Genomic DNA, 21,926 nt, shown 5'->3' on the forward strand with positions numbered 1-21,926 from the left:
GAACCCCATTGTCCAACCATCGCCGCCCGGTGAACGCCCTGTTCGCCGCCGCCTTGCCTGTGCTGCTACTGGCCGGCGCCACCGCCGCTCAGGCGCATATGCCCTATGTGCTGCCGACCCTGTTCGACGCCGGAAAGGCCGACCATGTCACCGTCACCTCGGCCTTTGCCGAGGATGCCTTCGTCCCCGAGGTCGCGATGCGCGACGCCCCCTTCCACCTGGTCGCGCCGGACGGCAGCCAGGCGACCACCGGCCCGGTCACCTATCTGCGTGACCTGTCGGTGTTCGAGGCCGATCTGAAGGCGGACGGCACCTATCGCATCACCACCGGCCAGCGCGCCGGGCGCAAGGGCAAGATGTTCCGCGTCGGCGACACATGGCAGATGCGCGGCGAGGGCGGCGATCCCAAGCCCGGCACACAGGAGGTCGAGGTGCAGAGCATGACGCTGGCCGACGCCTATGTCACCCGCGGCCAGACGACGCAGGCCGCGCTCAAGCCGGTCGGCACGGGCCTCGAAATCCAGCCGGTCACCCATCCCAACGCCATCGTGTCGGGCAGCGACGCCAGCTTCGTGCTGCTGTTCGACGGCAAGCCCCTGCCCGCCACGCAGGTCACCCTGTTCCGCAGCGCCGGCGTGCATGACGGCCGCAAGGTCGCGACCGAGACCAAGAGCGACGCACAGGGCCGCTTCAGCCTGAAGCCGGACGATGCCGGCACCTATCTGATCCTGGTCCGCCATCGCGGCGCCGCACCGGCCGGGTCGGAAACACCCTATCGCAGCTACACCTACACGCTGGCGTTCGACGCCGCCTGATATTCCGGAGACACACCATGAACACCCGTTCCATCCTGATCGCCGCCGTCGTCGCCGCCGCCGGCACGCCCGCCTTCGCCGCCCCGCATGAAGGCGGCGCCTTCGTCCACGACTATGACAGCAACCATGACGGCCAGGTCACCCGCGCCGAATTCGACGCGGTGCGCGTCACCCGCTTCAAGGCGACCGATGCCAATGGCGATGGCTGGGTGTCGGAGGAGGAATATGTCGGCGAATATGCCGCCCGCCTCGAAAAGCAGCTCGCGGAATCGAGCCTGACCGAAGAGAAGAAGACCGAGGAGCGCCAGCGCCAGATCCGCCAGGCCCATGTCCGCTTCAACGTCCTCGACAAGGACAAGGACGGCAAGATGGCCCAGGCCGAATATGACGCATCGGGCGCGCGTGCCTTTGCCGAGCAGGACGCCGACAAGGACGGTATCGTCACCGCCGCCGACGTGCAGGCGACCAACGCCCGCATGGCCGCCATGCGCGCCAAGACCGATAGCTGACACAAAGAAGGACCGGGATTTCCGGTCCTCATCGAGCTTACCAGGGAAGGGGCCGGGCCGTGCAGACCCGGCCCCTTTCGCGTGTCAGGCCCAGTGGAAGGGCAAGGGCGCCTCGCGGAAGGCGAAGCGGTCGAGATGGTCGGCGACGACCTGCTTGAACTTCTCGACATCGGCGTCCGCATTGGGTTCCAGCACCACGGTCAGCAGCTCGGCATCGGCACTCAGGTGGATCGGCCCCATCGGAAAGGCGATCTCGCCCTTGTCCGCATCGAAGCTGGTCTCGAACTTGTGGCTCCAATGCTTGCAAAGCTGCTGCAGGTAACGGCTGCCATGGGTGGTCGGCACGGTGGCGGTCAGCGTCATGGGATCAGAGCCTTTCGATCTTGCTGGCGGCCTCGTCGATCAGGGCCGCGACGTCGAACATGGTTTGGGAATCGGCGCCTTCCTTTTCAAGCCGATGCTGGATCGCCACCCGCATATTCTGCAGCGCGCGGCGCACCGGCGCGGCATCATTACGTTCGGCCTTGCGGGCCAGATGCGCCAGCTTCTCCATCACCTCGGCAACGCCGGCCTCATGCTCGGCCAGATGGGCGGTGCCCGCCTCGGTAATGGCGAACAGCTTGCGGCTGCCTTCGCCGGGCTGTTCGGCGATCAGGTCCATGTCGGCCAGCAGGGTCAGGGTCGGATAGACGACGCCCGGACTGGGCGCATAGACAGACCCCGACAGGCTCTCGATCTCGCGGATCAGTTCATAGCCGTGGCGCGGCGCATCGGCGATCAGCTTGAGCAGGATGAGCTTGAGCGCATCATTGCCGAACAGCCGCCGGCGCCCACCGCCACGCCCGCCCCGGCCACCGCCGAAGGGACCGTCACCAAAGCCGTCCTCACCGAACGGACCGCCCCGGCCCCCGGCCCGACCACCGCCGAAACCGCGCCCGAAACCCTCGGGGCCAAAGCCGCCCGGTCCGAAGAAGCGGCCATGGCCGCGTCCACCACGATGGCCAAAACTGCGCGGGTCGAAACCGCGATCGGCCATGGCGTCATCCATGTGCCGGCCCGGCCGGCAACCCCGGCGCCCAGCGCCGCGATCGGAATGGGGAAAATGCATATTCTCTCTTTCAAAATGCTTGATGATGCATTGTGATATATCTTAAAATTCACCAACGTCAATGCATGAGATATATCTTTATGCATCTTATGATAGAGACACCCACCCGAAACGCCGGAAAATCGGGCTTATCACCTCATCGCATAAGCATTATGCAGAATGTGATTGTTCTTGCGATCGATTGTCGTTAGCAGCCCTGCCCAACATGGATCAGGGGATCGCGATGCTGCATCATATCGAAATTCGTCGCTCTGCAATCGCGCTGGCGGCGCTGACCATCGCCCTCGCATCGCCAGCCATGGCGCAGCAGGCCGAGGCCGACGCTGACACCAAGGGCGCCGAATCGATCGTCGTCACCGCCGCCCGCTCGATCCTGCCGCCCAATGCACTGCCGCTGACGATCGACCTGATCGACAAGCAGATGCTCGACCAGCAGATCGCGATCTCCGGCTCGGTCACCGATGCCATCTCCACCCTCACCCCCAGCTTCTCGCCCACGCGCGGCAAACTGTCGGGCGCGGGCGAAACGCTGCGCGGCCGCTCGCCGCTCTACGCCATCAACGGCATCCCCCAGTCGACCCCGCTGCGCGATGGCAGCCGCGACGGCTTCACCATCGACGGCTTCTTCATCGACCGGGTCGAACTCATCTACGGCTCCAACGCGCTGCAGGGCATTGGCGGCACCGGCGGCATCGTCAACCAGGTGACGGTCGGCGCGCCCAAGCAGGAGGGCATCAGCGGCCGGGTGCTGCTGCAGGGATCGGCCAGCGACGATTTCGACGGTGATGGCTTCGGTGGCAAGGCGGCCGGACTGGTCCAGTATAAGGCTGGCGCTTTCGATGCCACGGTCGGCGCCTCCTATGAAAAGCGCGGCGCCTTCTACGACGCGCGCAACCGCCGCATCGGCATCAACCTGACCCAAGGCGAGACCCAGGCATCGCAGACCACCGATATCTTCGCGCGATTGGGCTATGCCGTCGGCGATACCGGCCGGCTCGACCTCATCCTCAATCGCTATGAGTTGAAGGGCGATGGCGATTATGTCCCGCTCCCCGGCAGCCGCGCCAACGGCCTCCCCACCACCGCGGTCAAGGGCGACGCCCCTGGCACGCCGGGATCGAACCGCACCGAAAGCGCGTCCCTCTCCTACACCGACAGCGATGTCGCCGGCGGCAACCTCGTCACCCAGCTTTTCTTCAACCGCAGCCGCGACATTTTCGGCGGCGAATTCGCCGCGATCCCGACCTTCCAGGATCCCGCCATCGCGACGCCCGGCACCCTGTTCGACCAGTCGCAGAACCGGTCGCGCAAGATCGGCGGCAAGATCAGCTATGAACGCGCCCTGCCCGGCTTCGAGGCGCTGACCACCACGGTCGGCCTCGACGTCCTGTTCGACAAGACGGAACAACGACTGATGGTCACCGGCCGCACCTGGGTGCCGCCCAGCGATTTCCGCTCCATCGCCCCTTTCGCTCAGGCCAATCTGAAGATCGCCGACGGGCTGGTCCGCGTCGCCGGCGGCGTGCGCTGGGAAAATGTGCAGGTGAAGATCGACAATTTCCACACCCTGGCATCGACCACCTATGACGGGAAGAATGTAGCGACCTATGGCGGCGTCGATGTCGATGGCGGCAAGCCCAAATTCTCCGACGCACTGCTGAACGGCGGCCTCATCTTCGAGCCGCTTGAGGGCATTCGTGCCTATGCCAGCTATGCCGAGGGCTTCACCATGCCCGATGTCGGCCGCGTCACCCGGTCGATCGGCGTCGCGGGCGTCGACCTCGACGATTATCTCGACATCAGCCCGATCGTCTCCAACAACCGCGAAATCGGGCTGGAGGTGAAGCGCGGCCCGATCGACGCCAGCGCCACCTATTTCTGGTCGTCCAGCGACAAGGGACAGATATTGATCGCGCAAGGCGACGGCATCTTCACCGTCCAGCGCCAGCGGGTCGAGATCGAAGGGCTGGAAATCAACCTCGGCGTGCAGACGCCGCTGCCGGGGCTCAAGCTCTCCACCGGCTATGCCCATCTCAAGGGCCGCTATGACAGCGACAGCGCCAATCCCGACGGCATCGTCGATACCGATCTGGACGGCACCAACATCTCGCCCGATCGCCTGAACGTCGCTGCCGACTATCGCCATGGCGCCATCTCGGCGCGACTGCAGACCCAATATTATCTGTCGCGCAATTTCCATGGCAAGGCGAACCCGGACCGGGGCAACAATTTCGGCGGCTATGCGGTCACCGACGCCTATCTCCGCTACGACACCGCATCACTGGGCGGCGTCTATCTCAGCGTCCAGAATCTGTTCGATAAATTCTATATCGACTATAATAGCGACACGCGCCTGCCCAACGACAGTCTGGCCTTCTTCGCCGGTCGCGGACGGCTCTTCACCCTGGGCTGGGATTATCGCTTCTGACCATAAGCGGGCGGGCCACGGCCCGCCCGTTCAGGCCATCAGAGCGACGCGAAATCGATCGGCGCGTGCCGGTCGAGCGTGCGGCTCTGGTCCTCCAGCGGATATTTGAGGCCACTGGCGCAGTTGAACAGCACAGCCCGTTCATCCCGCCCGATCAGCCCCTCGTCCAGCGCTCGGCTGTAGGCCGCCAGCGTCGCCCCGCCCTCGGGACAGAGCAGCAGGCCGTCGTCGCGCGCCACGTCGCGCACTGCCGCCGCGATTGCCGCATCCGACACCGCCAGCGCCGCGCCGCCGCTTTCCCGTACCGCGCGCAGGATCAGGAAGTCGCCCACCGCCTTGGGCACGCGAATGCCCATGGCGATGGTCTGCGCGTCCTCCCAGCGCTCGGCAAATTCCACACCCTGCTCGAAGGCGCGAACCATCGGCGCGCAGCCTTCGGCCTGCACCGCGAACATCTTGGGCCGCTTGGGACCGATGAAGCCGATCTTCTCCAGCTCATCGAACGCCTTCCACATGCCGATCAGGCCGGTGCCGCCGCCGGTGGGATAGAAGATCGCGTCGGGCAGTTCCCAGCCCAGTTGTTCGGCGAGTTCCAGCCCCATCGTCTTCTTGCCCTCGATCCGATAGGGTTCCTTCAAGGTCGAGAAATCGAACCAGCCGCGTTCCTTGACGCCCTGGCCGACGATCGCGCCGCAATCGTCGATATAGCCGTTGACGCGATAGACCCGCGCGCCCTGCGCCGCGATCTCGCGCACATTCACTTCGGGGGTGTCGGCCGGGCAGAAGATCACCGATTCCATGCCGGCGACCGCGGCATAGGCGGCCAACGCCGCGCCGGCATTGCCGTTGGTCGGCATCGCCACCTGCGTGACGCCCAGTTCCTTGGCCATGGAGACCGCCATGACGAGGCCCCGCGCCTTGAACGAGGCCGTCGGCAACCGTCCCTCATCCTTGGCGAGCAGTTGCGCCCCACCCAGCCGCTTGGCCGTGCGCGGCAGCGGGATCAGCGGCGTCGCATTCTCGCCCAGGCTCACGATGTTGCTGGTCTGCCGCACCGGCAGCAATTCGCGCCAGCGCCACAGGTCCATCGGCCGCGCGGCCAATGCTTCCTTGGTCAGCGTGGCCCGCACGCCGTCCAGATCATAGCGCACCAGCAGCGGCTTGCCCGCCGCCGACAGCCCATGCAGCCGATCCGCCTCATAACGCTCGCCGGTCAGCGAACATTCGAGATGGGTAACAAAGGTTGGACGGTCGGTGGTGAGGTTGAGGTCGTGAATCAAAAGGGCCTCCGTTCAAGCAAGGATTCGGTGCGTTCGCGGCCCCACGGGGGACCCTGACCGATCCAGCCCGAACGGGGCGGATATTTGTCAGTCCGGCTTCTTCGCCACGCTGACCATGGCGGGGCGCAGCAAGCGGTCCTTGATGCTGTAGCCGGCCTGCATTTCCACCAGCACGGTGCCCGGCTCGGCGTCCGCCGACGGCAGTTCCATCACCGCCTGATGCTTGTTCGGGTCGAGCGGCTGGCCGACCGATTCGATCTTGCTGATGCCGTTGCGGCCGAACACCGCCTCCAGCTCGCGGCCGGTGGCTTCCAGGCCAGTGACCAGCCCCTTGAACTTGTCGTCCTCGCGCAGCTCGGCGGGGATGGCGGCCAGCGCCCGGCCCAGATTGTCGGCCACCGACAGCATGTCGCGGGCAAAGCTGGTCGCGGCATAGGCGCGCGCGTCGGCCAGTTCCTTCTCCAGCCGGCGCCGCACATTCTGCGTGTCGGCATGGGCGTAGAGAATGTCCTGCTTGGCCGTTTCCAGCTCGGCTTCCAGCGCTGCGATACGCTCGGCATTGGCGTTTTCAGGGGCGTCCACGGGGGTCTCCTCCTCGGGCAGCTGGTCCAGGGTTTCGGTATTTTCGATAGTCTGCTTGTCTTCGCTCATCTCATCAATCTCGACAGCGTCTGTGCGGTGAAATCCACCATGGGGATCACTCGGGCATAGTTCAAGCGCGTGGGGCCGATCACGCCGACCACGCCGACGACCCGGCCGTCCCCGCCGCGATAGGGGGCGGCTATGACCGATGAACCCGAAAGGGAAAAGAGCTTGTTTTCCGAACCGATGAAGATTTTGGTCGCGCTGCCGGCCAGCGCGCTCTCCAGCAGGCGCGAAATCTCCTGCTTGCCCTCCAGTTGCTCCAGCAATTGCCGCACCCGGTCGAGGTCGGCGGCGGTGCCATCGTCGATCAGATGCGCCTGCCCCCGCACGATCAGCACGGGACGGTCATCGGCGTCATGGCTCCAGATCGCGATGCCGCGCGTCACCAGTTCGCGCGCCGCGCCCTCCAGCGTGGAGCGCTCCTGCTCCATCTCGCGGGCCAGCAGGTCGCCGGCCTGGCGCAGCGTCAGCCCGCCAAAGCGCGCCGACATGAAATTGGCCGCCTCGTTCAGCATCGACGGCGTCACCCCGCGCGGCAGGTCGAGCACGCGATTCTCGATCGATCCGTCCTGCCCGACCAGCACCGCCAGCGCCTGCCGGTCATTCAAGGGCACGAAGCCGAACTGGCGCAACACCGGCTCGCGCCTCGGCACCATGACGATGCCGGCACAGGCAGACAGGCCCGACAGCGTCGCCGTCGCCGCCGACAGCGCCTCCTCGATCGGCCCGCCCTCGGCCAGCCCCACTTCGGCCAGCCCCGCCTCGATCGCGCGGCGCTCCTCGACCGACGGCTCGGCTGCCTGCATCATCCCGTCGACGAACAGCCGCAGCCCGGTCTCGGTCGGCATCCGCCCGGCCGAGGTGTGCGGCGCGGCGAGCAGGCCCAGTTCCTCCAGATCCTGCATCACATTGCGGATCGACGCGGCCGAGAGGCTGAGCCCCATCTTGCTGATCGTGCGCGACCCCACCGGCAACCCGGTGCCCAGATAGCTGTCCACCACCATGCGAAACACGTCGCGCGCGCGGTCATTCAGTTCGGCGATGGAGGCAGTGGCGGCCATGGCGATGATGTAGGCGGCTTTGGGGTTGGGCTCAACGGGGGAGATGGGCCATTTCCCTATCCGTCATGCCGGGCCTGCCCCGGCATCCCGCTTTTCCTGGTTCCAGCGGGAAGGCAGCGGGGTTCTGCAACTCGAAGCCGAGGTGGTGATGCGCGCAAATGGCCGGTAGGCGACTATCCGCTTTAGAGCCACGTTTCGAGGATATCTGCCGCTCGGCATCGGCTGCCGACCAGGCCAGGTATTCCAACGCTGCTGTTGCGGCCGCTTCCGCTAAAGCCATCGATTGACTGCGCGTAAACCTCAGTCGATCCAGCGGCTGGCCCCTACTTGTGCACAGGGGCCGCTTTCGACCTTTTCTATCTCACTTCTGCCCTTTCCTTTTTTCCCTCTCATTGAGACATATTTATAGCCTGCATATCCTGCAGCACCTACAAACACACAGGCGGCCGCTCCGACTGCAACCTGCTTTACTGGGATGCGCGACACGACTTTCAAAGCTGGCCCGGCGAGCCCCTTTATGGATTTCAACGAGAATTCAGCATAATCTAAGCTGACTGGGATCGCCTTCTCCGCAAAGTTGGCGACCATTCTAAAATCCAAATCGAAATCAGGTATCAACGAGAAAGCGCGGTGGGCTACCTCTTCGAACGGCATTTCGTATTCAATCGCATATTGCAGAATCCTCCCAGCCGCGTCGCCTACGTACCGGATAAGGGGCTCCAAGCCTAAATCGGGCGCATCAAACAAATCCATCGCCCGGCGAATTTCATCAATAACGTCTGCTACGTCGAAATTCTGCATACTCCCCCCAACTGTTGCCCTTGCACAATATATACTGACCAATGCTCGGAAAAAGCAGAGCACTAGCAGCCAGATTTGACGATGAAAATCTGAAAACAAGGCCGGTTTCGGCGGATTCGACCGCTCATGACGTCGTTAGAGAATGGCGGCTTGCTCCCAGACTCAGTCGCGCTCTGAATGTCCACAATTGAGCGCGACAGTATTGCCGTCAAACGACGTGAATGGGCGCATTCCTGCCTCCCTTTCCTATTCGCCGCTCTTCTGATCTACCCTGTGCGATGGAACCGAGCGCCTCTGCCGTCCCCTTCATATCCCCGCCCAACGTCCAAAACCGTCGCGTCGCTGTCGTTTCAGTGTCGCCTCGCTGTCGCGTCAGAGGCGCGCGACTGTCGCGTTGGCGTGACTCTCGTGTCGCGTGGCCGTCGCTTCGCCGGCGCGTGGCAGGCGCAATTCGCCGGAATCGACGCAATTTACCCCTGCGACACTGTGAACTTCGGGCTGTCGCGTCGCGGGGCGGCGGTTCAGCTGGCCGGCTTGGGCTTCAGCATCGGTTCGATGCCCAGCGTCTTGGGGATGGTGCCGATCGTCGTGCGGAGTTTCGCATAGCGGCTGTCCATGCAGCCGGACTGGAAATCGAGCCGGGTCGGCTTCGTCCCGTTCTTCCCGCCGCCGCGCGTCCATTCGATCGTGTAGCTGGGCATGTCGGTGGCGAAGCGGGTGCAATTCTCGCCCTGGGCGATGCGCTTTGCCGTGCCGGTCGCCGGCTTCCACGGGGCAAGGCCGGTGCGCAGCTGGCGATATTGCGCGGCGCTGACGGTGAATCGGGTCGGACCGGGGACGGAGGTGAAGCGCTCGGGCTCCAGCAGGCCCGAGCCATCGGGCGTCACCGTGAGCGTATAGGCGGGACAGGCGCCAAAGCAGCGACCGGCGGTAAAGCGGATCGTGTCGCCGGCGGCTGTCGGCGGCTCCAGCTCCACCTTCTCCCGGTCGGTCACGCATCCCGCCAGCGCCAACATCGCAACCGGCCCCATCATCATCACTCTCTTCATGGCGCCCCTCTTATCGCAACTTTTGGCGCTTGGCACTGGCATGCAGCGCAGCCGAGCGCTAAGGCCCGCCACCTGACCGCTTCGGAGTAGAATATTATGCGTCCTTCCGGCCGCGCGCCCGACCAGATGCGCGACATCACCATGGAACCCGGCTTCACCATCCATGCCGAGGGCTCGTGCCTCGTCAGCTTCGGTGACACCCGCGTGCTCTGCACCGCCTCGATCGAGGAAAAGGTGCCTCCCTTCCTGCGCGGCAAGGGTTCGGGCTGGGTCACGGCCGAATATGGCATGCTTCCGCGCGCCACCCACACCCGCGGTAGCCGCGAGGCGGCCAAGGGCAAGCAGTCGGGCCGCACCCAGGAAATCCAGCGCCTGATCGGCCGCTCGCTGCGCACCGTCGTCGACCTCAAGAAGCTCGGCGAGCGCCAGATCGTGATCGACTGCGACGTGATCCAGGCCGATGGCGGCACCCGCACCGCCGCCATCTCGGGCAGCTGGGTTGCGCTGCGCATCGCCGTCGACAAGCTGCTCGCCTCGGGCGCGCTCAGCGAAGACCCGATCATCCAGAAGGTCGCGGCGATCAGCTGCGGCATCTATGAAGGCACGCCGGTGCTCGACCTCGACTATGCCGAGGACAGCAATGCCGAGACCGACGCCAACCTGATCCTGACCGGCGACGGCAAGTTCGCCGAAGTGCAGGCCACGGCTGAAGGCGCCGCCTATGACGAGGAAGAGCTGCTCCGCCTGCTCCGCCTCGCCCGCATCGGCTGCGCCAAGATCTTCGCCGCGCAGGATGTGGCGACGGGTCGGTAAGCCAAAACACAAAATGCCGTCATGCCAGCGAAAGCTGGCATCTCCCTTTTCTTTCGGCTCTAACGTCAGAAAGAAGGGGGATCCCAGCCTTCGCTGGGATGACGGAAATAATGCAGGGTAGAGCCAGATGAGCGACGACTATGGACAGGAACAGGCGATCCGCAAGCTGAAGCCCGGCAAGCTGGTGATCGCCAGCCACAATGCCGGCAAGGTGCGGGAAATCGCCGCCCTGCTCGGCCCCTATGGGATCGAGCCGATCTCCGCCGCGTCGCTCGACCTGCCCGAGCCGGAGGAGACCGGCACCACCTTCATCGCCAATGCCGAGCTGAAGGCGATGCAGGCGGCCGACCTCTCCGGCCTGCCTGCGCTCGCCGACGACAGTGGCCTGTGCGTCGAGGCGCTGAACGGCGATCCGGGCCTCTTCTCCGCCCGCTGGGCCGGGCCGGAAAAGGACTTCGGCATGGCGATGCAGAAAGTGTGGGACGGGGTGCAGGCCAAGGGGCCAGATGCCGGCCATGGCGCGCATTTCATCTGCGCCCTGGCCCTCGCCTGGCCCGACGGCCATGTCGAGGCGTTCGAGGGCCGGGTCGACGGCCTGCTGGTCTGGCCGCCGCGCGGGGCAAATGGCTTTGGCTATGACGCGATGTTCCAGCCCTTGGGCCAAGACATCAGCTTCGGCGAAATGGACCCGGACGCCAAGCACGCCATGAGCCACCGCGCCGACGCCTTCGCCCAGCTGGTGAAGGCGGTGATCTGATCGGATGGGGGCGGTCCCGGCCGCCCCTATTCCTCGCCGCCCGCCAGCACCGGCGCCGCATCCAGCGGCCCCATGCCGAACATGTTGCCGGCGGGATAATAGCGGCAGACGAGATAGTCGAAGCTGCGGCCCTCGGCCAGCGCGCAGCCCACCGACCGGGTGCCGCGCCAGATGATCTGGGTATAATGGGCGACATCCTGCCAGCGGCCGGTGGTGCTGAAATTGGGCATCTTGCCCGCCCGCCGGAAATAGCGCCGTTCATTGAGGAAGGCGCCGACCATCACCTCGTAATCATAGAGGCCCCGGCTTCCCATCCACAGATTTTCGCCGCTCGGCACCGCGCGGGTCGCGCGCGGGCTGTGGGCAAAGATGTTGGTCCGCGCCATCTGCCGCGCATAGCGCGCCGCATCCGCCGCCAGCGTCCGGTCCCAGGCGAGCGGGGTCAGGCCCCAGCGGCTGCGTTCGTCATTATGCATGCCCAGGACCACGTCCTGCAGCAGCCCATCGTCGCGATCGGCCTCTTCCATGCCATAGTGTTCGGCCGGGCTGGGCGCGCGCCGCGCCGGCGCCGCCTGCCCCTTGCCTCCGAAAATCCCCAGCATCATGGCGGCCGTCGCAACGGCCAGCCCCCATTTCCACCCGCGCATCGTTTTTGTTCTTTCGACCCGATAGCCCGCGCCTCTCCCCCGGCCCGGCCGGTTCGGAACGCGATGCTGCGGCTAAACGCCCGATCGTGTGAAGCAGGGATGAATAGTCCGGCACAGGCGATCGCCTGTCCACGTCACTCCGACGAAACGGGTCGCAGCTTCGCCGAATCGATATGCCAGCGCCGCTGCGCGGCCGATGCCCCGTCGACATCATTGACGCGCCGCACGACATAGGTGCCGGCAAAATGCTGGCGCGTGCCATCCGCCAGTTCCGCGTCGATCGTCACCGGCACCGGCTGGTAGACGGAGCCCGCACCCGCATCGCCCGACGTCATCCGGCCGATCGTCACATGGGTCGCACGGGTGGCGGCAAAGCCGGCCTGGAATCTCTCCATCGTCTGCCCTGCCGGCCCATTCTCGCCCCACTGGCTCCAGGCGGTGCCATAGTCGCGCGCGTTGATCGCCGCATAATAACGCTGCACCACGGCCGCCGCGGCCGCCATGCTCCTGGGTTCGGGCGTGCATCCCGCCATCGGCTCGCCCTGGCCGTCGAACAGCGCGCAACTGCGCGCGATCTCATCCTCGATCATCGCACAGCTATTGGCGGCATTGCAGGGCGGATGGGTGGCGGGCGACACGCTGATGCACAGCTTGACGCGGCGCTCGGCCGCAGCGGCGCCGATCTCGGCGGTGCAGGACAGGGGCGTCAAGTCGGCCTGGCTGGATCGGGGGACCGGTGCCGTGTCTGGCTGGGCGGCGGTGGAAGCATTTTCGGGCGTGGCAGGCGCAGCGCCCTGATTATCAGACGTGGGAGATGGTGAACCACACGCAGAAAGGGCAAGCAGCGTAATCGCCGTGCCCATGCAGGCCCATGGCCTTGTTCTTGAAACGGGCTGCATTTTTCCTCCCCCCTTTTGCCGACTGCGCTTCAAGGCATAATCGACAGAGAGGAAAAATGATCCGCCTGGGAAACGCCTTCAGCCCTGCCAGCCGCCAAAGTCGCGGTCGAACGGGCTCATGCCATAGACATTGCCGGCCGGATAATAGCGGCAGACCAGATAATCATATTGGGCGCCCTCGCCCAGCGCGCAGCCGACCCGACGGGTGCCGCGCCAGATCATCTGGGTATAGTGGCCGACATCTTCCCAATTGCCGGTCGTGCTGACATCGGGGAAGCGGGCCTTGAACACGAAGGCACGGCGTTCGTCCATGAAGGCGTCGAGCATGGCGGTATAGCCATAGGCCCGGTGCGTCCCCATCCACAGATTTTCGCCGATTTCCTCGTCGCGCTCACCGCCGTGCGAATGGCGAAACTGGTTGGTATGCACCATCTGGCGCGCATAGCCGGCCGCATCGGCCGCCAGGCGATCATCCCAGGCCAGCGCGGGCACGCCCAGCGACTGGCGCTCGCGATTATGCACGTCCATCACCACCTGGCGCAGCATCGCGTCGGAACGCGGCGCCGGCTGGATATTATAATAATTCCACACGTCGCGATTGACCGAAGCCGATGCCGGTGCGACCGCCCCTGCGATCATCCCGCCGAAAAGCATCAGTGCAGCCGCTAGCGGGCCGCGCTGAACGCGTCTAAAGATATGTCCACTCATGTCACCCGAAGTCCTTCTCGCCCCACCGGCTTTCACCGAGGCTCTTGGCCTATATGTTCATTGGCCATTTTGTGTTTCGAAGTGTCCTTACTGCGATTTTAACAGTCATGTGCGCGACCGGATCGACGCCGATGCGTGGCAGGCTGCGCTGCTCGCCGACCTTGCCCATGAGGCGGAAAAAACCGGCCGGCGACCGCTCCGTTCGATCTTCTTTGGCGGTGGCACGCCGTCGCTGATGCCGCCCCGCATCGCCGCTTCCCTGATCGAGGCGGCGGAAAGACATTGGGGCTTTTCCAACGACATAGAGATCACGCTTGAGGCGAACCCGAACTCGGTGGAAGCCGCGCGTTTCGGCGATCTGGCGGCCGCCGGGATCAACCGCGTGTCGCTTGGCCTGCAGGCGCTCGACAATGAGGCGCTGGCCTTCCTGGGGCGTGCCCATGACGTCGATGAAGGGCTGGGCGCACTCGACACGGCTCGTCGCATTTTTGACCGGGTGAGCTTCGATCTCATCTACGCGCGCCCTGGCCAGAGCGAATCGGACTGGGAAGCGGAGCTGGCGCGCGCCCTCTCCTTCGGCACCGGCCATTTGTCGCTCTATCAGTTAACGATCGAGCCGGGCACGCGCTTCGCCACGCTCGCCGCGCAGGGCAAGCTGACACCGGTCGACCCGGATCATGGCGCCACCCTTTATGAGCTGACCCAGGCGATGACCGCGCAGGCCGGCATCCCTTCCTACGAGATCAGCAACCATGCCCGGCCGGGGCAGGAAAGCCGCCATAACCTCATCTACTGGCGCTATGGCGACTATGTCGGCATTGGCCCCGGCGCCCATGGCCGCCGCGGTGGCATGGCGACATTGCGCCACAAGAAGCCGGAAAACTGGATGGGCGCGGTCGATCGCAACGGCAACGGCCTGCAACAGGAAGTGCCGCTGCAGGCCGAGGACAAGGCGCGCGAGGCGCTGCTGATGGGATTGCGTCTGGGCGAAGGGGTCGATCTGGCCCGGATCGCCGGCCTCTCGGGCCTGCCGATCGACGCGCTGGTGGATGATCGGGCGGTCGACCGGATGAATGATCTGGGGCTGGTCTGGCGAACCGGCAACCGGCTTCAGGTCAGCCCGGCGGGCATGTTGCTGCTCGACGCCATCCTGCCCGAAGTGGTGGCGGTCTAAAAGCCTCAGTCCGGATTGCGATCGAGATCGGCCAGTTCCTGGTCGATGTCGCGCAGTGCCTCGGCCCGATCGCTTTCCGGCATGCGGCTGGCGGCGATCTGGGCACGGGCGGCGGTCAGCCCGGCGCGCGCGGCATTGCGCCCCGCCCGTTCGGCATTGCGGGACATGCGCTCGGCATCGCGGGCGTTCAGCATGGCGATCCGCTCCGCCTTGCGGGCCTGCGCCTCGATCGCCCGCTCGCAGATGCGCACCCGGATGTTGCGGCGGCCATTGGCATCGACAAATTCGCGATGGCTGGTGACCTTGTCGCCCTCGCAGCCTTCGCGCACGTCGACCACCGGCACCATGCGGGCAATCTCCGCCTCGGTCGGGATGCGATGGGTTTCGACCCGGCCATTGGCATGGGTGACGATCACCCGTCCCGGCTCGCTGCGCACCGTCACCGGCGGCACGGGCGGGACCGGCGGAACCGGGGGCACGATGTCGGTGGCCGGAACCGGCGGCACGGGCGGTGCAGGCGGCACGCGATCGGCATGGGCGACCGGCGCTGCCGCCGGCATGGGCGCGGCGGCGGGAACCGGCGCGGCCTGCGGCAGGGCCTCCCGCGCCGATACGGGCTGCGACACCAGGTTGGTCAGCTTGGCGAAATCGGCCTGATCGACCTTATCGGTGATTGCCGCCATCTGCTGCGCGGCGCGGCTGCCCGATGCGGTGAGGGCCAGGCCCGTGGCAACGACCATGGCGACGGCGGCCATGCCCCAGCTGATGCGCTTCAACGATGTTTCATGGCTCGAAAGCATTTTCAGCCTCCCCTTGAGCGTGGTGATGCGGGTGAGATGGCAGGCGCCGGCAAATTGGCGACCACCGGCGGCCTTCAATATGGCGCGGCCATAGGCATGGGCCTGATCCTGGCCGTAGAGCGAGAGGACGCGCGCGTCGCAGGCGGTTTCCTGATCGGCGCGATAGGCGCGATAGGCGATCCAGGCGACCGGATTGCACCAGTGCAGCGCCAGCAGCAGCAGCGCGACCATATTGGCGGCCAGATCGCCGCGCTCATGATGGGCGCGTTCATGAGCGATCGCCATATCCTGCTCCTGCACGTCATAGCGCAGCCCGAAATCGGCCGGCAGGACAATATAGGGCCGGAAAATACCGAAGGCGAGCGGTCCCGATGCCTGCGGACTGGTGATCAGGCGGATGCGCCCTTCCTCGCCCAGCGGCGTCGATCCGGCCAATATGTCGCGGCGAAACCGGGCATAGCCGATCGCCTGCACGACCAGGAACAGGACGACGCCCAGCGCCCACAGGCCGATCGCCATTTCCAGCCAGGGGATGCTTGTCGCGGCGGCCTGGGGCGCGGGCGAAGGCGCGATCTCCAGCAGCGCCGGCAGGCCCGCCTGGTCCACGACATTATGCAGCGGCGAAGGCGCGGCGACCTCGCGCGGCAAGGTCGGCAACAGCATCCGGGCCAGCGGCAGCAGCCACAGCCAATAGGCCGCCCCCGCCCCCAGCCAGCGCGCCACCGGGCGTCGCAACATCATCACCATCGCCATCAGCAGGGTCGTGGCGATCAGCGTTTCGGCCATCCAGACGCTCATGATTTCAACCCCTTCAGGATTTCCTCAAGCTCCGCGATATCATCCGCGCTCAACTGGTCCTGGCTCGCCAGCTGGGCGACCAGGGGAGAGATGCGACCGCCGAACAGGCGATTGACCAACCGGCCGGACTCGCTCGCCACATAATCCTCTCGCGCCACCAGCGGGCGATAGAGGAAGCGGCGGCCATCCTGGTCGGCGGCGATCACCTCCTTGGCCATCAGCCGCGACAGCAAGGTCTTGACCGTCTGCAGGCTCCAGTCACGTTCGGCGGTGACGCGATCGGCGACATCATTGGCGGTTGCCGGCGCCTGTTCCCACAGCGCTTCCATCACCACCAGTTCCGCTTCGCTGATCTTTTCGCTCACTGCCTGATCCCGACCCTGTTCCGACTCTCCAACTACACATGTAGTCGCATCGATTACGGATGTAGTCAATCAGGAAAGTGGCTCGGCCCAAATGGCTTTTCGACGAAAGTGTCGGGCGACCTTACAAACGACAGCGGACGACTGCCGGCGTTAACCCTTGAACCATGCACGAATGCGTGGCTTTCCACTTCTGGTACGCCGGATGCTTCTCTTCCCACATACCCACCGTTCAACTACCCGGGGGATGCCGGCACGGTCTCCGCAGGCATCCCCCACCCGGTGGCCGTTCCCGAAGCTTTCACAGACCTTATCGCCAGCCGGACTTGCAGCACATTGAACCGTCCCTGGCCGGCTTCATATGCACGCACTGCAGACAAGAAAAAGGGCGGCCCGACCAGCGGACCGCCCCCTCGATCTTTCGCCCTGAGCCGTCGATCAGTTCGCCGCAGCGACGCCGTTGTCGGTCATCAGCTGCTGAAGCTCGCCAGCTTCATACATTTCCATCATGATGTCGCTGCCGCCGACAAATTCGCCCTTCACATAAAGCTGGGGAATGGTCGGCCAGTCGGAGAAGGTCTTGATGCCCTGGCGGACGGCCTGGTCCTGCAGCACGTCGACCGTGTCGTAATTCACGCCCAGATGCTCCAGGATCGCGATCGCGCGGCTGGAAAAGCCGCACTGGGGGAAGAGCGGCGTGCCCTTCATGAAGAGCACCACGTCATTACCGTTGACGATGTCGGCGATCCGCTGCTGCACGGCGTCGGTCATTTCACTGGGTCCAATTCTTTGTCTGGCGTCGCCGCGCGGCGGGACGCGAATGTCGCTATGGCGGTTAGTTGGGAACGGCGGTGGTCAGTTGCAAGGCGTGAAGCACCCCGCCCATGCGTCCGCCCAGCGCCGCATAGACTGCGCGCTGCTGCGCCACCCGGCTCATGCCCCGAAAGCTCTCGGACACGACCTTCGCCGCATAATGATCGCCGTCGCCGGCAAGGTCGGTAATCTCGACCTGCGCATCCGGGATCGCGGTCTTGATCATCTCGGCAATATCGTCTGCTGCCATCGGCATGGCGATACCTGCCTTACTGCGCTTCGATGAACATGCGGCGGGCGATCACCGCCTGCTCGTCGAGCGCGGTGCGTACGCCCGCTTCGTCGATGTCGAGGCCCGCCTGGGTCATGTCGCCCAGCAGCTTGCGGATGACGTCCTCGTCACCCGCTTCCTCGAAATCGGCCTGCACGACGGCCTTGGCATAGGCGTCGGTTTCCTCAGGGGTCAGGCCCATCTTCGCGGCCGCCCATTCGCCCAGCAGGCGGTTGCGGCGCGCCTGGATGCGGAACTGCATCTCCTGGTCGTGCGCGAACATATTTTCAAATGCGCGCTCGCGGTCGTCGAAAGTGGTCATGCGTGAAGCCCTGTTGAAATGCGTCTGTCGCGTTCAGAGATAGGCGGAACCGCGCCTTTAGGCAACGGCCGGCACCAGCCAGGGGCGCAAAGCGGCATCCTTCGCCTCGAACGCGTCGATCACATCCGCCTCGTCCAGGGTCAGGCCGATCTCATCCAGGCCGCCCAGCAGGCAATGCTTGCGGAACGGATCGATCTCGAAGCTGAAGCGATCCTGATATTGGGTGGTGACGCTCTGCTGCTCCAGATCGACATGGATAGGGTCGGTCTTGGCGACCTCCATCAGCCGGTCGATCGCCTCCTGCGGCAGCACCACGGTCAATATCCCGTTCTTGAACGCATTGCCCGAGAAGATGTCGGAAAAGCTCGGCGCGATCACCACCTTGATGCCCAGGTCGCCCAGCGCCCAGGCGGCATGTTCACGGCTGGAGCCGCAGCCGAAATTGTCGCCCGCGATCAGGATCGGGCTGCCGGCATATTCGGGATCGTCAAAGACATTGCCCGGTTCCTTGCGCAGCACCTCGAACGCGCCCTTGCCCAGGCCAGCGCGCGAAATCGTCTTGAGCCAATGCGCCGGGATGACGATGTCGGTGTCGACATTCTTCATCCCGAACGGATAGGCCCGGCCGTCAACGGTAGTCAGCTTGTCCATCAGTGCGCCCGCTTCGCCTCCACCGCAGGACCGTCCTCGGCGCGGCCCAGCGTCGCGGCCATCGCCGCACTGGCCAGCGCACCCAGCGCCAGCACCCAGAATACCTTCTTCATGCGACCATCCCCTCTTTTTCACCCATCAATGCGCGCACATCGGTCAACCGGCCGGTCAGCGCGGCGGCCGCCGCCATTTCCGGCGAGACCAGATGCGTGCGCGACCCCGGACCCTGACGGCCCATGAAATTGCGGTTGCTGGTCGACGCGCAGCGTTCGCCGGCCGGCACCTTGTCCGGGTTCATGCCCAGGCATGCCGAACAGCCCGGCTCGCGCCATTCGAAACCGGCGTCGAGGAAGATGCGGTCCAGCCCCTCGGCCTCGGCCATGCGCTTGACCAGGCCCGACCCCGGCACGACCATCGCATGCTTGATGCCGGCGGCGATATGCCGCCCCTTCAGCAGGCCGGCGGCGGCGCGCAGATCCTCAATCCGGCTGTTGGTGCAGCTGCCGATGAAGACATGCTCGATCGCGACATCTTCCATCTTCTGTCCGGCGGACAGGCCCATATAGTCGAGCGACTTCTGCGCGGCGGCGCGCTTCGACGCATCGGCGAAGCTTTCCGGATCGGGCACCACGCCGGTCACCGGCACCACATCCTCGGGGCTGGTGCCCCAGGTGACGTTGGGGACGATGTCGGTCGCGTCGATCACGACCGTCTTGTCGAACACCGCGCCTTCATCCGTGTGCAGCGTCTTCCACCAGGCCACGGCCGCATCCCAGTCGGCGCCCCTGGGCGCCATCGGGCGGCCCTCGATATAGGCGAAGGTCTTCTCGTCCGGCGCGAACAGGCCGGACCGGGCGCCCGCCTCGATCGACATGTTGGCGACGGTCAGGCGCCCCTCGATCGACATGTCGCGGAACACCGACCCGCGATATTCCATGACATAGCCGGTGCCGCCGGCGGTGCCGATCGTGCCGCAGATTGCCAGCGCCACATCCTTGGGGGTGACGCCATAGCCCAGCTCGCCCTCGACCACGACCTGCATGGTCTTGGACTGTTTCAGCAGCAGGGTCTGGGTGGCCAGCACATGCTCGACCTCGGACGTGCCGATGCCGAAGGCCAGCGCGCCCAGCGCGCCGTGCGAGCTGGTATGGCTGTCGCCGCAGACCAGAGTGGTGCCCGGTAGGGTGAAGCCCTGTTCCGGGCCGACGACATGGACGATACCCTGTTCCGGGTCCGCGTCACCGATTAGGCGCACGCCGAATTCGGGCGCATTGCGTTCCAGCGCGGCAAGCTGCTGCGCGCTTTCCGGATCGGCGATCGGGATGCGATGACCATCGGCGTCGCGACGCGGCGTCGTCGGCAGATTATGGTCGGGCACCGCAAGGGTCAGGTCGGGCCGGCGCACCTTGCGCCCGGCAAGGCGTAGGCCTTCAAACGCCTGCGGGCTCGTCACTTCATGCACGAGGTGACGATCGATATAGATCAGGCAGGTTCCATCGGGACGCCGTTCAACGACATGCGCGTCCCAGATCTTCTCATAGAGGGTGCGTGGCTTAACCATGGTCCCCTCCCCCTAGACCCGTAAGGCGCCAGGGGAAAGGGGGAGAAACGGAGTTTGCGATGGAAAATGTGCGCTTTTTGCAAGGCTGAAGCAATAATGTTACGCCACGCGATAATCCTCGACCACGCGGCCGACCGCCGCCAGTTCCGCCTCATGGCCCTCCTCGCGCCAGCTTTCGGCCAGCGCCGCCTGTTCCCATTCGCGCATCGCCGGATGGGCCAGCATGGTCTCGACCCAGCCGCGCGCGATCGGCCCGACATCCAGGCCATAGCTGCGCACCCGGAAGGCGACCGGCGCATAGAAGGCGTCGAGCGCGCTGAAATCGGCGCCGGCCAGATAGGGCCCGCCAAAGCGCGCCAGCCCCTGCTCCCAGAGTTCGCGCAACCGGGCGATATCCTTGTTGAGCGCCGGCTCGATCAGGTTCAGCTCCACCCGCACCCCGACATTCATCGTGCAGGTCGAACGCAGCGCGGAAAAGCCGCTGTGCATTTCCGCCACCGCGCACTGGGCAAAGGCCCGCGCATCGGCATCGGCAGGCCAGACGCCCTCATGCCGGTCGGCCAGATAGAGGAGGATGCCGAGCGAATCCCAGAGCGTCCGGTCGCCATCGATCAACGCCGGCACCTGTCCCGTCGGCGAAAAGCTGCGAAAGGCGCTGTAATTGACCGGCGCGGCAAAGGGCTCGATCCGATCGACGAAATCGATCCCCAGCCCCTTCATCAGCAGCCAGGGCCGCAGCGACCAGCTCGAATAATTCCGGTTGGCGGTGATGAGCGTATAGGCCATCGATCAATCTCCCCTGTGCGTGGTGCGCGTCCCCTTAGCGCAACGGGAAACGGCCCGACAGGCGGAACGATCCACGGGTCTGACAAGCTCAGCTTATCAGGCGGGTTGGAGAAGTTAGACGCATCCTGACGGAGTTGGGTGGGGGATCAGTATTTTAAGCCCTGATCCCCGCCAGCCACTCGCCGATCATCGCCCGGCCCGCCGCCACCGCGCCCGGCCCATGATCGTCATGATCCTTCCGCAGCGCGATGCCGCATTTTCCGGCCACGTCCAGATCGGCCCAGAAATGGGTCAGCCAATCCGCAAAGCGCGGATCCTCGCCCATTTCGGCGTGGAATTGCAGCGCCAGCAGATTGGCCCCGCGCCGGAACGCCTGATGCGCATAGCGATCGGTCGACCCCAGCAATTCGACCTGATCGGGCAGGTCGAACGTGTCGCTATGCCAGTGCAGCACCGGCACGCCGTCGATATGGCGCAGCGGCGATCCCGCCCCCGCCGCGTTGACGCTGACCGGGGCAAAGCCCAGCTCCATATGCCCGCCCGGATAGACCCGCGCGCCCAGCGCCGCCGCGATCATCTGACTGCCCAGGCACACGCCCAGCGTCGGCCGGTCCGCCGCCAGCCGCGCGGAAAGCTTGCCGATCTGCACCGGGATCCAGGGATGCACATCCTGTTCATAGACGCCCATCGGCCCGCCCATCATGATGAGCAGATCCGGCTCGGTCAGGTCGATATCGGCGAAATCGGGGCTGGCCACATCGATCCGCTCGATCTGATAGCCGGCCGCCTCGATCGGCTGGAGATAGCCTGCCGCACCCTCGCGCGGCACATGTCGGACGATCAACGCTCTTTTCATTACCCCCGATAG

At 65.3% G+C, this 21,926-nt stretch carries 25 protein-coding genes; 6 read left to right on the plus strand and 19 right to left on the minus strand.

The genetic code is table 11. The features are described 5' to 3' along the window. Window positions 1–8: 8 nt before the first annotated feature. Window positions 9–815 carry a DUF4198 domain-containing protein gene (locus tag AC0KVN_RS13945; RefSeq protein WP_435568230.1) on the plus strand — a complete coding sequence of 269 codons (807 nt, stop codon included), beginning with the start codon at window positions 9–11 and terminating at the stop codon, window positions 813–815. Between the two features lie 17 nt (window positions 816–832). After that, window positions 833–1,324: an EF-hand domain-containing protein gene (locus tag AC0KVN_RS13950; RefSeq protein ID WP_037516271.1), complete on the plus strand. Its 492-nt coding sequence runs from the start codon at window positions 833–835 to the stop codon at window positions 1,322–1,324. Between the two features lie 84 nt (window positions 1,325–1,408). Here the strand turns inward: AC0KVN_RS13950 and AC0KVN_RS13955 are convergent, their stop codons facing one another. Together AC0KVN_RS13955 and AC0KVN_RS13960 are read right to left on the minus strand one after the other, a co-directional pair. Continuing rightward, window positions 1,409–1,687 (minus strand): DUF2218 domain-containing protein, encoded by a 279-nt coding sequence (locus tag AC0KVN_RS13955; protein WP_188082947.1) that lies wholly within the window; start codon window positions 1,685–1,687, stop codon window positions 1,409–1,411. A 4-nt stretch (window positions 1,688–1,691) separates the two neighbouring features. Beyond that, window positions 1,692–2,360: a PadR family transcriptional regulator gene (locus AC0KVN_RS13960; RefSeq protein ID WP_435568231.1), complete on the minus strand. Its 669-nt coding sequence runs from the start codon at window positions 2,358–2,360 to the stop codon at window positions 1,692–1,694. A gap of 277 nt (window positions 2,361–2,637) precedes the next feature. Here AC0KVN_RS13960 and AC0KVN_RS13965 point away from each other — a divergent pair, with 277 nt between their 5' ends. Then, on the plus strand, window positions 2,638–4,860 hold the full coding sequence (locus tag AC0KVN_RS13965) for a TonB-dependent receptor (RefSeq protein WP_435568232.1): 2,223 nt from the start codon (window positions 2,638–2,640) through the stop codon (window positions 4,858–4,860). 38 nt (window positions 4,861–4,898) lie between these two features. Here AC0KVN_RS13965 and AC0KVN_RS13970 read toward each other — a convergent pair whose 3' ends face one another. From AC0KVN_RS13970 to AC0KVN_RS13990, 5 genes are all read right to left on the minus strand, one after another. After that, window positions 4,899–6,140, minus strand: coding sequence for a threonine synthase (locus AC0KVN_RS13970; protein ID WP_435568233.1), 1,242 nt, complete (start codon window positions 6,138–6,140; stop codon window positions 4,899–4,901). Between the two features lie 87 nt (window positions 6,141–6,227). Beyond that, a complete protein-coding gene (gene grpE, locus AC0KVN_RS13975; protein WP_435568234.1) occupies window positions 6,228–6,791 on the minus strand; it encodes a nucleotide exchange factor GrpE in 564 nt (187 codons plus the stop codon). Next, the gene (gene hrcA, locus AC0KVN_RS13980) at window positions 6,788–7,846 is read right to left on the minus strand and encodes a heat-inducible transcriptional repressor HrcA (protein ID WP_004210938.1); all 1,059 of its coding nucleotides are present in this window, start codon (window positions 7,844–7,846) and stop codon (window positions 6,788–6,790) included. The genes grpE and hrcA overlap by 4 nt, the downstream gene beginning before the upstream one ends. Before the next feature lie 300 nt (window positions 7,847–8,146). Beyond that, window positions 8,147–8,647 (minus strand): hypothetical protein, encoded by a 501-nt coding sequence (locus tag AC0KVN_RS13985; protein WP_435568235.1) that lies wholly within the window; start codon window positions 8,645–8,647, stop codon window positions 8,147–8,149. A gap of 521 nt (window positions 8,648–9,168) precedes the next feature. Further along, window positions 9,169–9,696: a DUF6438 domain-containing protein gene (locus AC0KVN_RS13990; RefSeq protein WP_435568236.1), complete on the minus strand. Its 528-nt coding sequence runs from the start codon at window positions 9,694–9,696 to the stop codon at window positions 9,169–9,171. Window positions 9,697–9,792: 96 nt separating this feature from the next. On the opposite strand from AC0KVN_RS13990, the gene rph reads away from it, so the two are divergent. Both rph and rdgB read left to right on the plus strand, forming a co-directional pair. Then, the gene (rph, locus tag AC0KVN_RS13995; RefSeq protein WP_004210935.1) at window positions 9,793–10,509 is read left to right on the plus strand and encodes a ribonuclease PH; all 717 of its coding nucleotides are present in this window, start codon (window positions 9,793–9,795) and stop codon (window positions 10,507–10,509) included. A 127-nt stretch (window positions 10,510–10,636) separates the two neighbouring features. Then, window positions 10,637–11,266, plus strand: a complete 630-nt coding sequence (gene rdgB / locus AC0KVN_RS14000; protein WP_435568237.1) for an RdgB/HAM1 family non-canonical purine NTP pyrophosphatase — start codon at window positions 10,637–10,639, stop codon at window positions 11,264–11,266. Between the two features lie 26 nt (window positions 11,267–11,292). Here rdgB and AC0KVN_RS14005 read toward each other — a convergent pair whose 3' ends face one another. The 3 genes from AC0KVN_RS14005 to AC0KVN_RS14015 all read right to left on the minus strand — a co-directional run bounded on the left by AC0KVN_RS14005 (window position 11,293) and on the right by AC0KVN_RS14015 (window position 13,466). Then, window positions 11,293–11,913: a CAP domain-containing protein gene (locus AC0KVN_RS14005; RefSeq protein WP_435568238.1), complete on the minus strand. Its 621-nt coding sequence runs from the start codon at window positions 11,911–11,913 to the stop codon at window positions 11,293–11,295. 134 nt (window positions 11,914–12,047) lie between these two features. Then, window positions 12,048–12,776: a hypothetical protein gene (locus AC0KVN_RS14010; RefSeq protein ID WP_483656155.1), complete on the minus strand. Its 729-nt coding sequence runs from the start codon at window positions 12,774–12,776 to the stop codon at window positions 12,048–12,050. 114 nt (window positions 12,777–12,890) lie between these two features. Beyond that, complete coding sequence (locus tag AC0KVN_RS14015) at window positions 12,891–13,466, minus strand: CAP domain-containing protein (protein WP_010337592.1); 576 nt, start codon at window positions 13,464–13,466, stop codon at window positions 12,891–12,893. 52 nt (window positions 13,467–13,518) lie between these two features. Between AC0KVN_RS14015 and hemW the strand changes: the two genes are divergently transcribed. Further along, a complete protein-coding gene (gene hemW, locus AC0KVN_RS14020) occupies window positions 13,519–14,694 on the plus strand; it encodes a radical SAM family heme chaperone HemW (protein ID WP_159365447.1) in 1,176 nt (391 codons plus the stop codon). A gap of 5 nt (window positions 14,695–14,699) precedes the next feature. Here the strand turns inward: hemW and AC0KVN_RS14025 are convergent, their stop codons facing one another. The 9 genes from AC0KVN_RS14025 to AC0KVN_RS14065 all read right to left on the minus strand — a co-directional run bounded on the left by AC0KVN_RS14025 (window position 14,700) and on the right by AC0KVN_RS14065 (window position 21,914). Beyond that, window positions 14,700–16,292: a M56 family metallopeptidase gene (locus AC0KVN_RS14025; protein ID WP_483656156.1), complete on the minus strand. Its 1,593-nt coding sequence runs from the start codon at window positions 16,290–16,292 to the stop codon at window positions 14,700–14,702. Then, window positions 16,289–16,657, minus strand: a complete 369-nt coding sequence (locus tag AC0KVN_RS14030; protein ID WP_004210924.1) for a BlaI/MecI/CopY family transcriptional regulator — start codon at window positions 16,655–16,657, stop codon at window positions 16,289–16,291. Before AC0KVN_RS14030 ends, AC0KVN_RS14025 begins: the two co-directional genes overlap by 4 nt. A 435-nt stretch (window positions 16,658–17,092) precedes the next feature. Beyond that, window positions 17,093–17,425 carry a Grx4 family monothiol glutaredoxin gene (gene grxD / locus AC0KVN_RS14035; RefSeq protein WP_037510599.1) on the minus strand — a complete coding sequence of 111 codons (333 nt, stop codon included), beginning with the start codon at window positions 17,423–17,425 and terminating at the stop codon, window positions 17,093–17,095. A gap of 64 nt (window positions 17,426–17,489) precedes the next feature. Further along, window positions 17,490–17,723 carry a BolA/IbaG family iron-sulfur metabolism protein gene (locus AC0KVN_RS14040; RefSeq protein WP_004210906.1) on the minus strand — a complete coding sequence of 78 codons (234 nt, stop codon included), beginning with the start codon at window positions 17,721–17,723 and terminating at the stop codon, window positions 17,490–17,492. A gap of 13 nt (window positions 17,724–17,736) precedes the next feature. Continuing rightward, window positions 17,737–18,060, minus strand: a complete 324-nt coding sequence (locus AC0KVN_RS14045) for a DUF1476 domain-containing protein (protein ID WP_004210904.1) — start codon at window positions 18,058–18,060, stop codon at window positions 17,737–17,739. 57 nt (window positions 18,061–18,117) lie between these two features. Then, window positions 18,118–18,711, minus strand: coding sequence for a 3-isopropylmalate dehydratase small subunit (leuD, locus tag AC0KVN_RS14050; protein WP_004210902.1), 594 nt, complete (start codon window positions 18,709–18,711; stop codon window positions 18,118–18,120). A gap of 109 nt (window positions 18,712–18,820) precedes the next feature. Further along, on the minus strand, window positions 18,821–20,272 hold the full coding sequence (leuC, locus tag AC0KVN_RS14055) for a 3-isopropylmalate dehydratase large subunit (protein ID WP_435568241.1): 1,452 nt from the start codon (window positions 20,270–20,272) through the stop codon (window positions 18,821–18,823). A gap of 99 nt (window positions 20,273–20,371) precedes the next feature. Beyond that, entirely contained in the window at window positions 20,372–21,058 is a 687-nt protein-coding gene (locus AC0KVN_RS14060; RefSeq protein WP_435568242.1) for a glutathione S-transferase family protein, read from the minus strand. A 154-nt stretch (window positions 21,059–21,212) separates the two neighbouring features. Then, window positions 21,213–21,914, minus strand: a complete 702-nt coding sequence (locus AC0KVN_RS14065) for a glutamine amidotransferase (RefSeq protein ID WP_435568243.1) — start codon at window positions 21,912–21,914, stop codon at window positions 21,213–21,215. Between the last annotated feature and the right edge of the window lie 12 nt (window positions 21,915–21,926).

This window comes from Sphingobium sp. SG1, assembly GCF_057063145.1.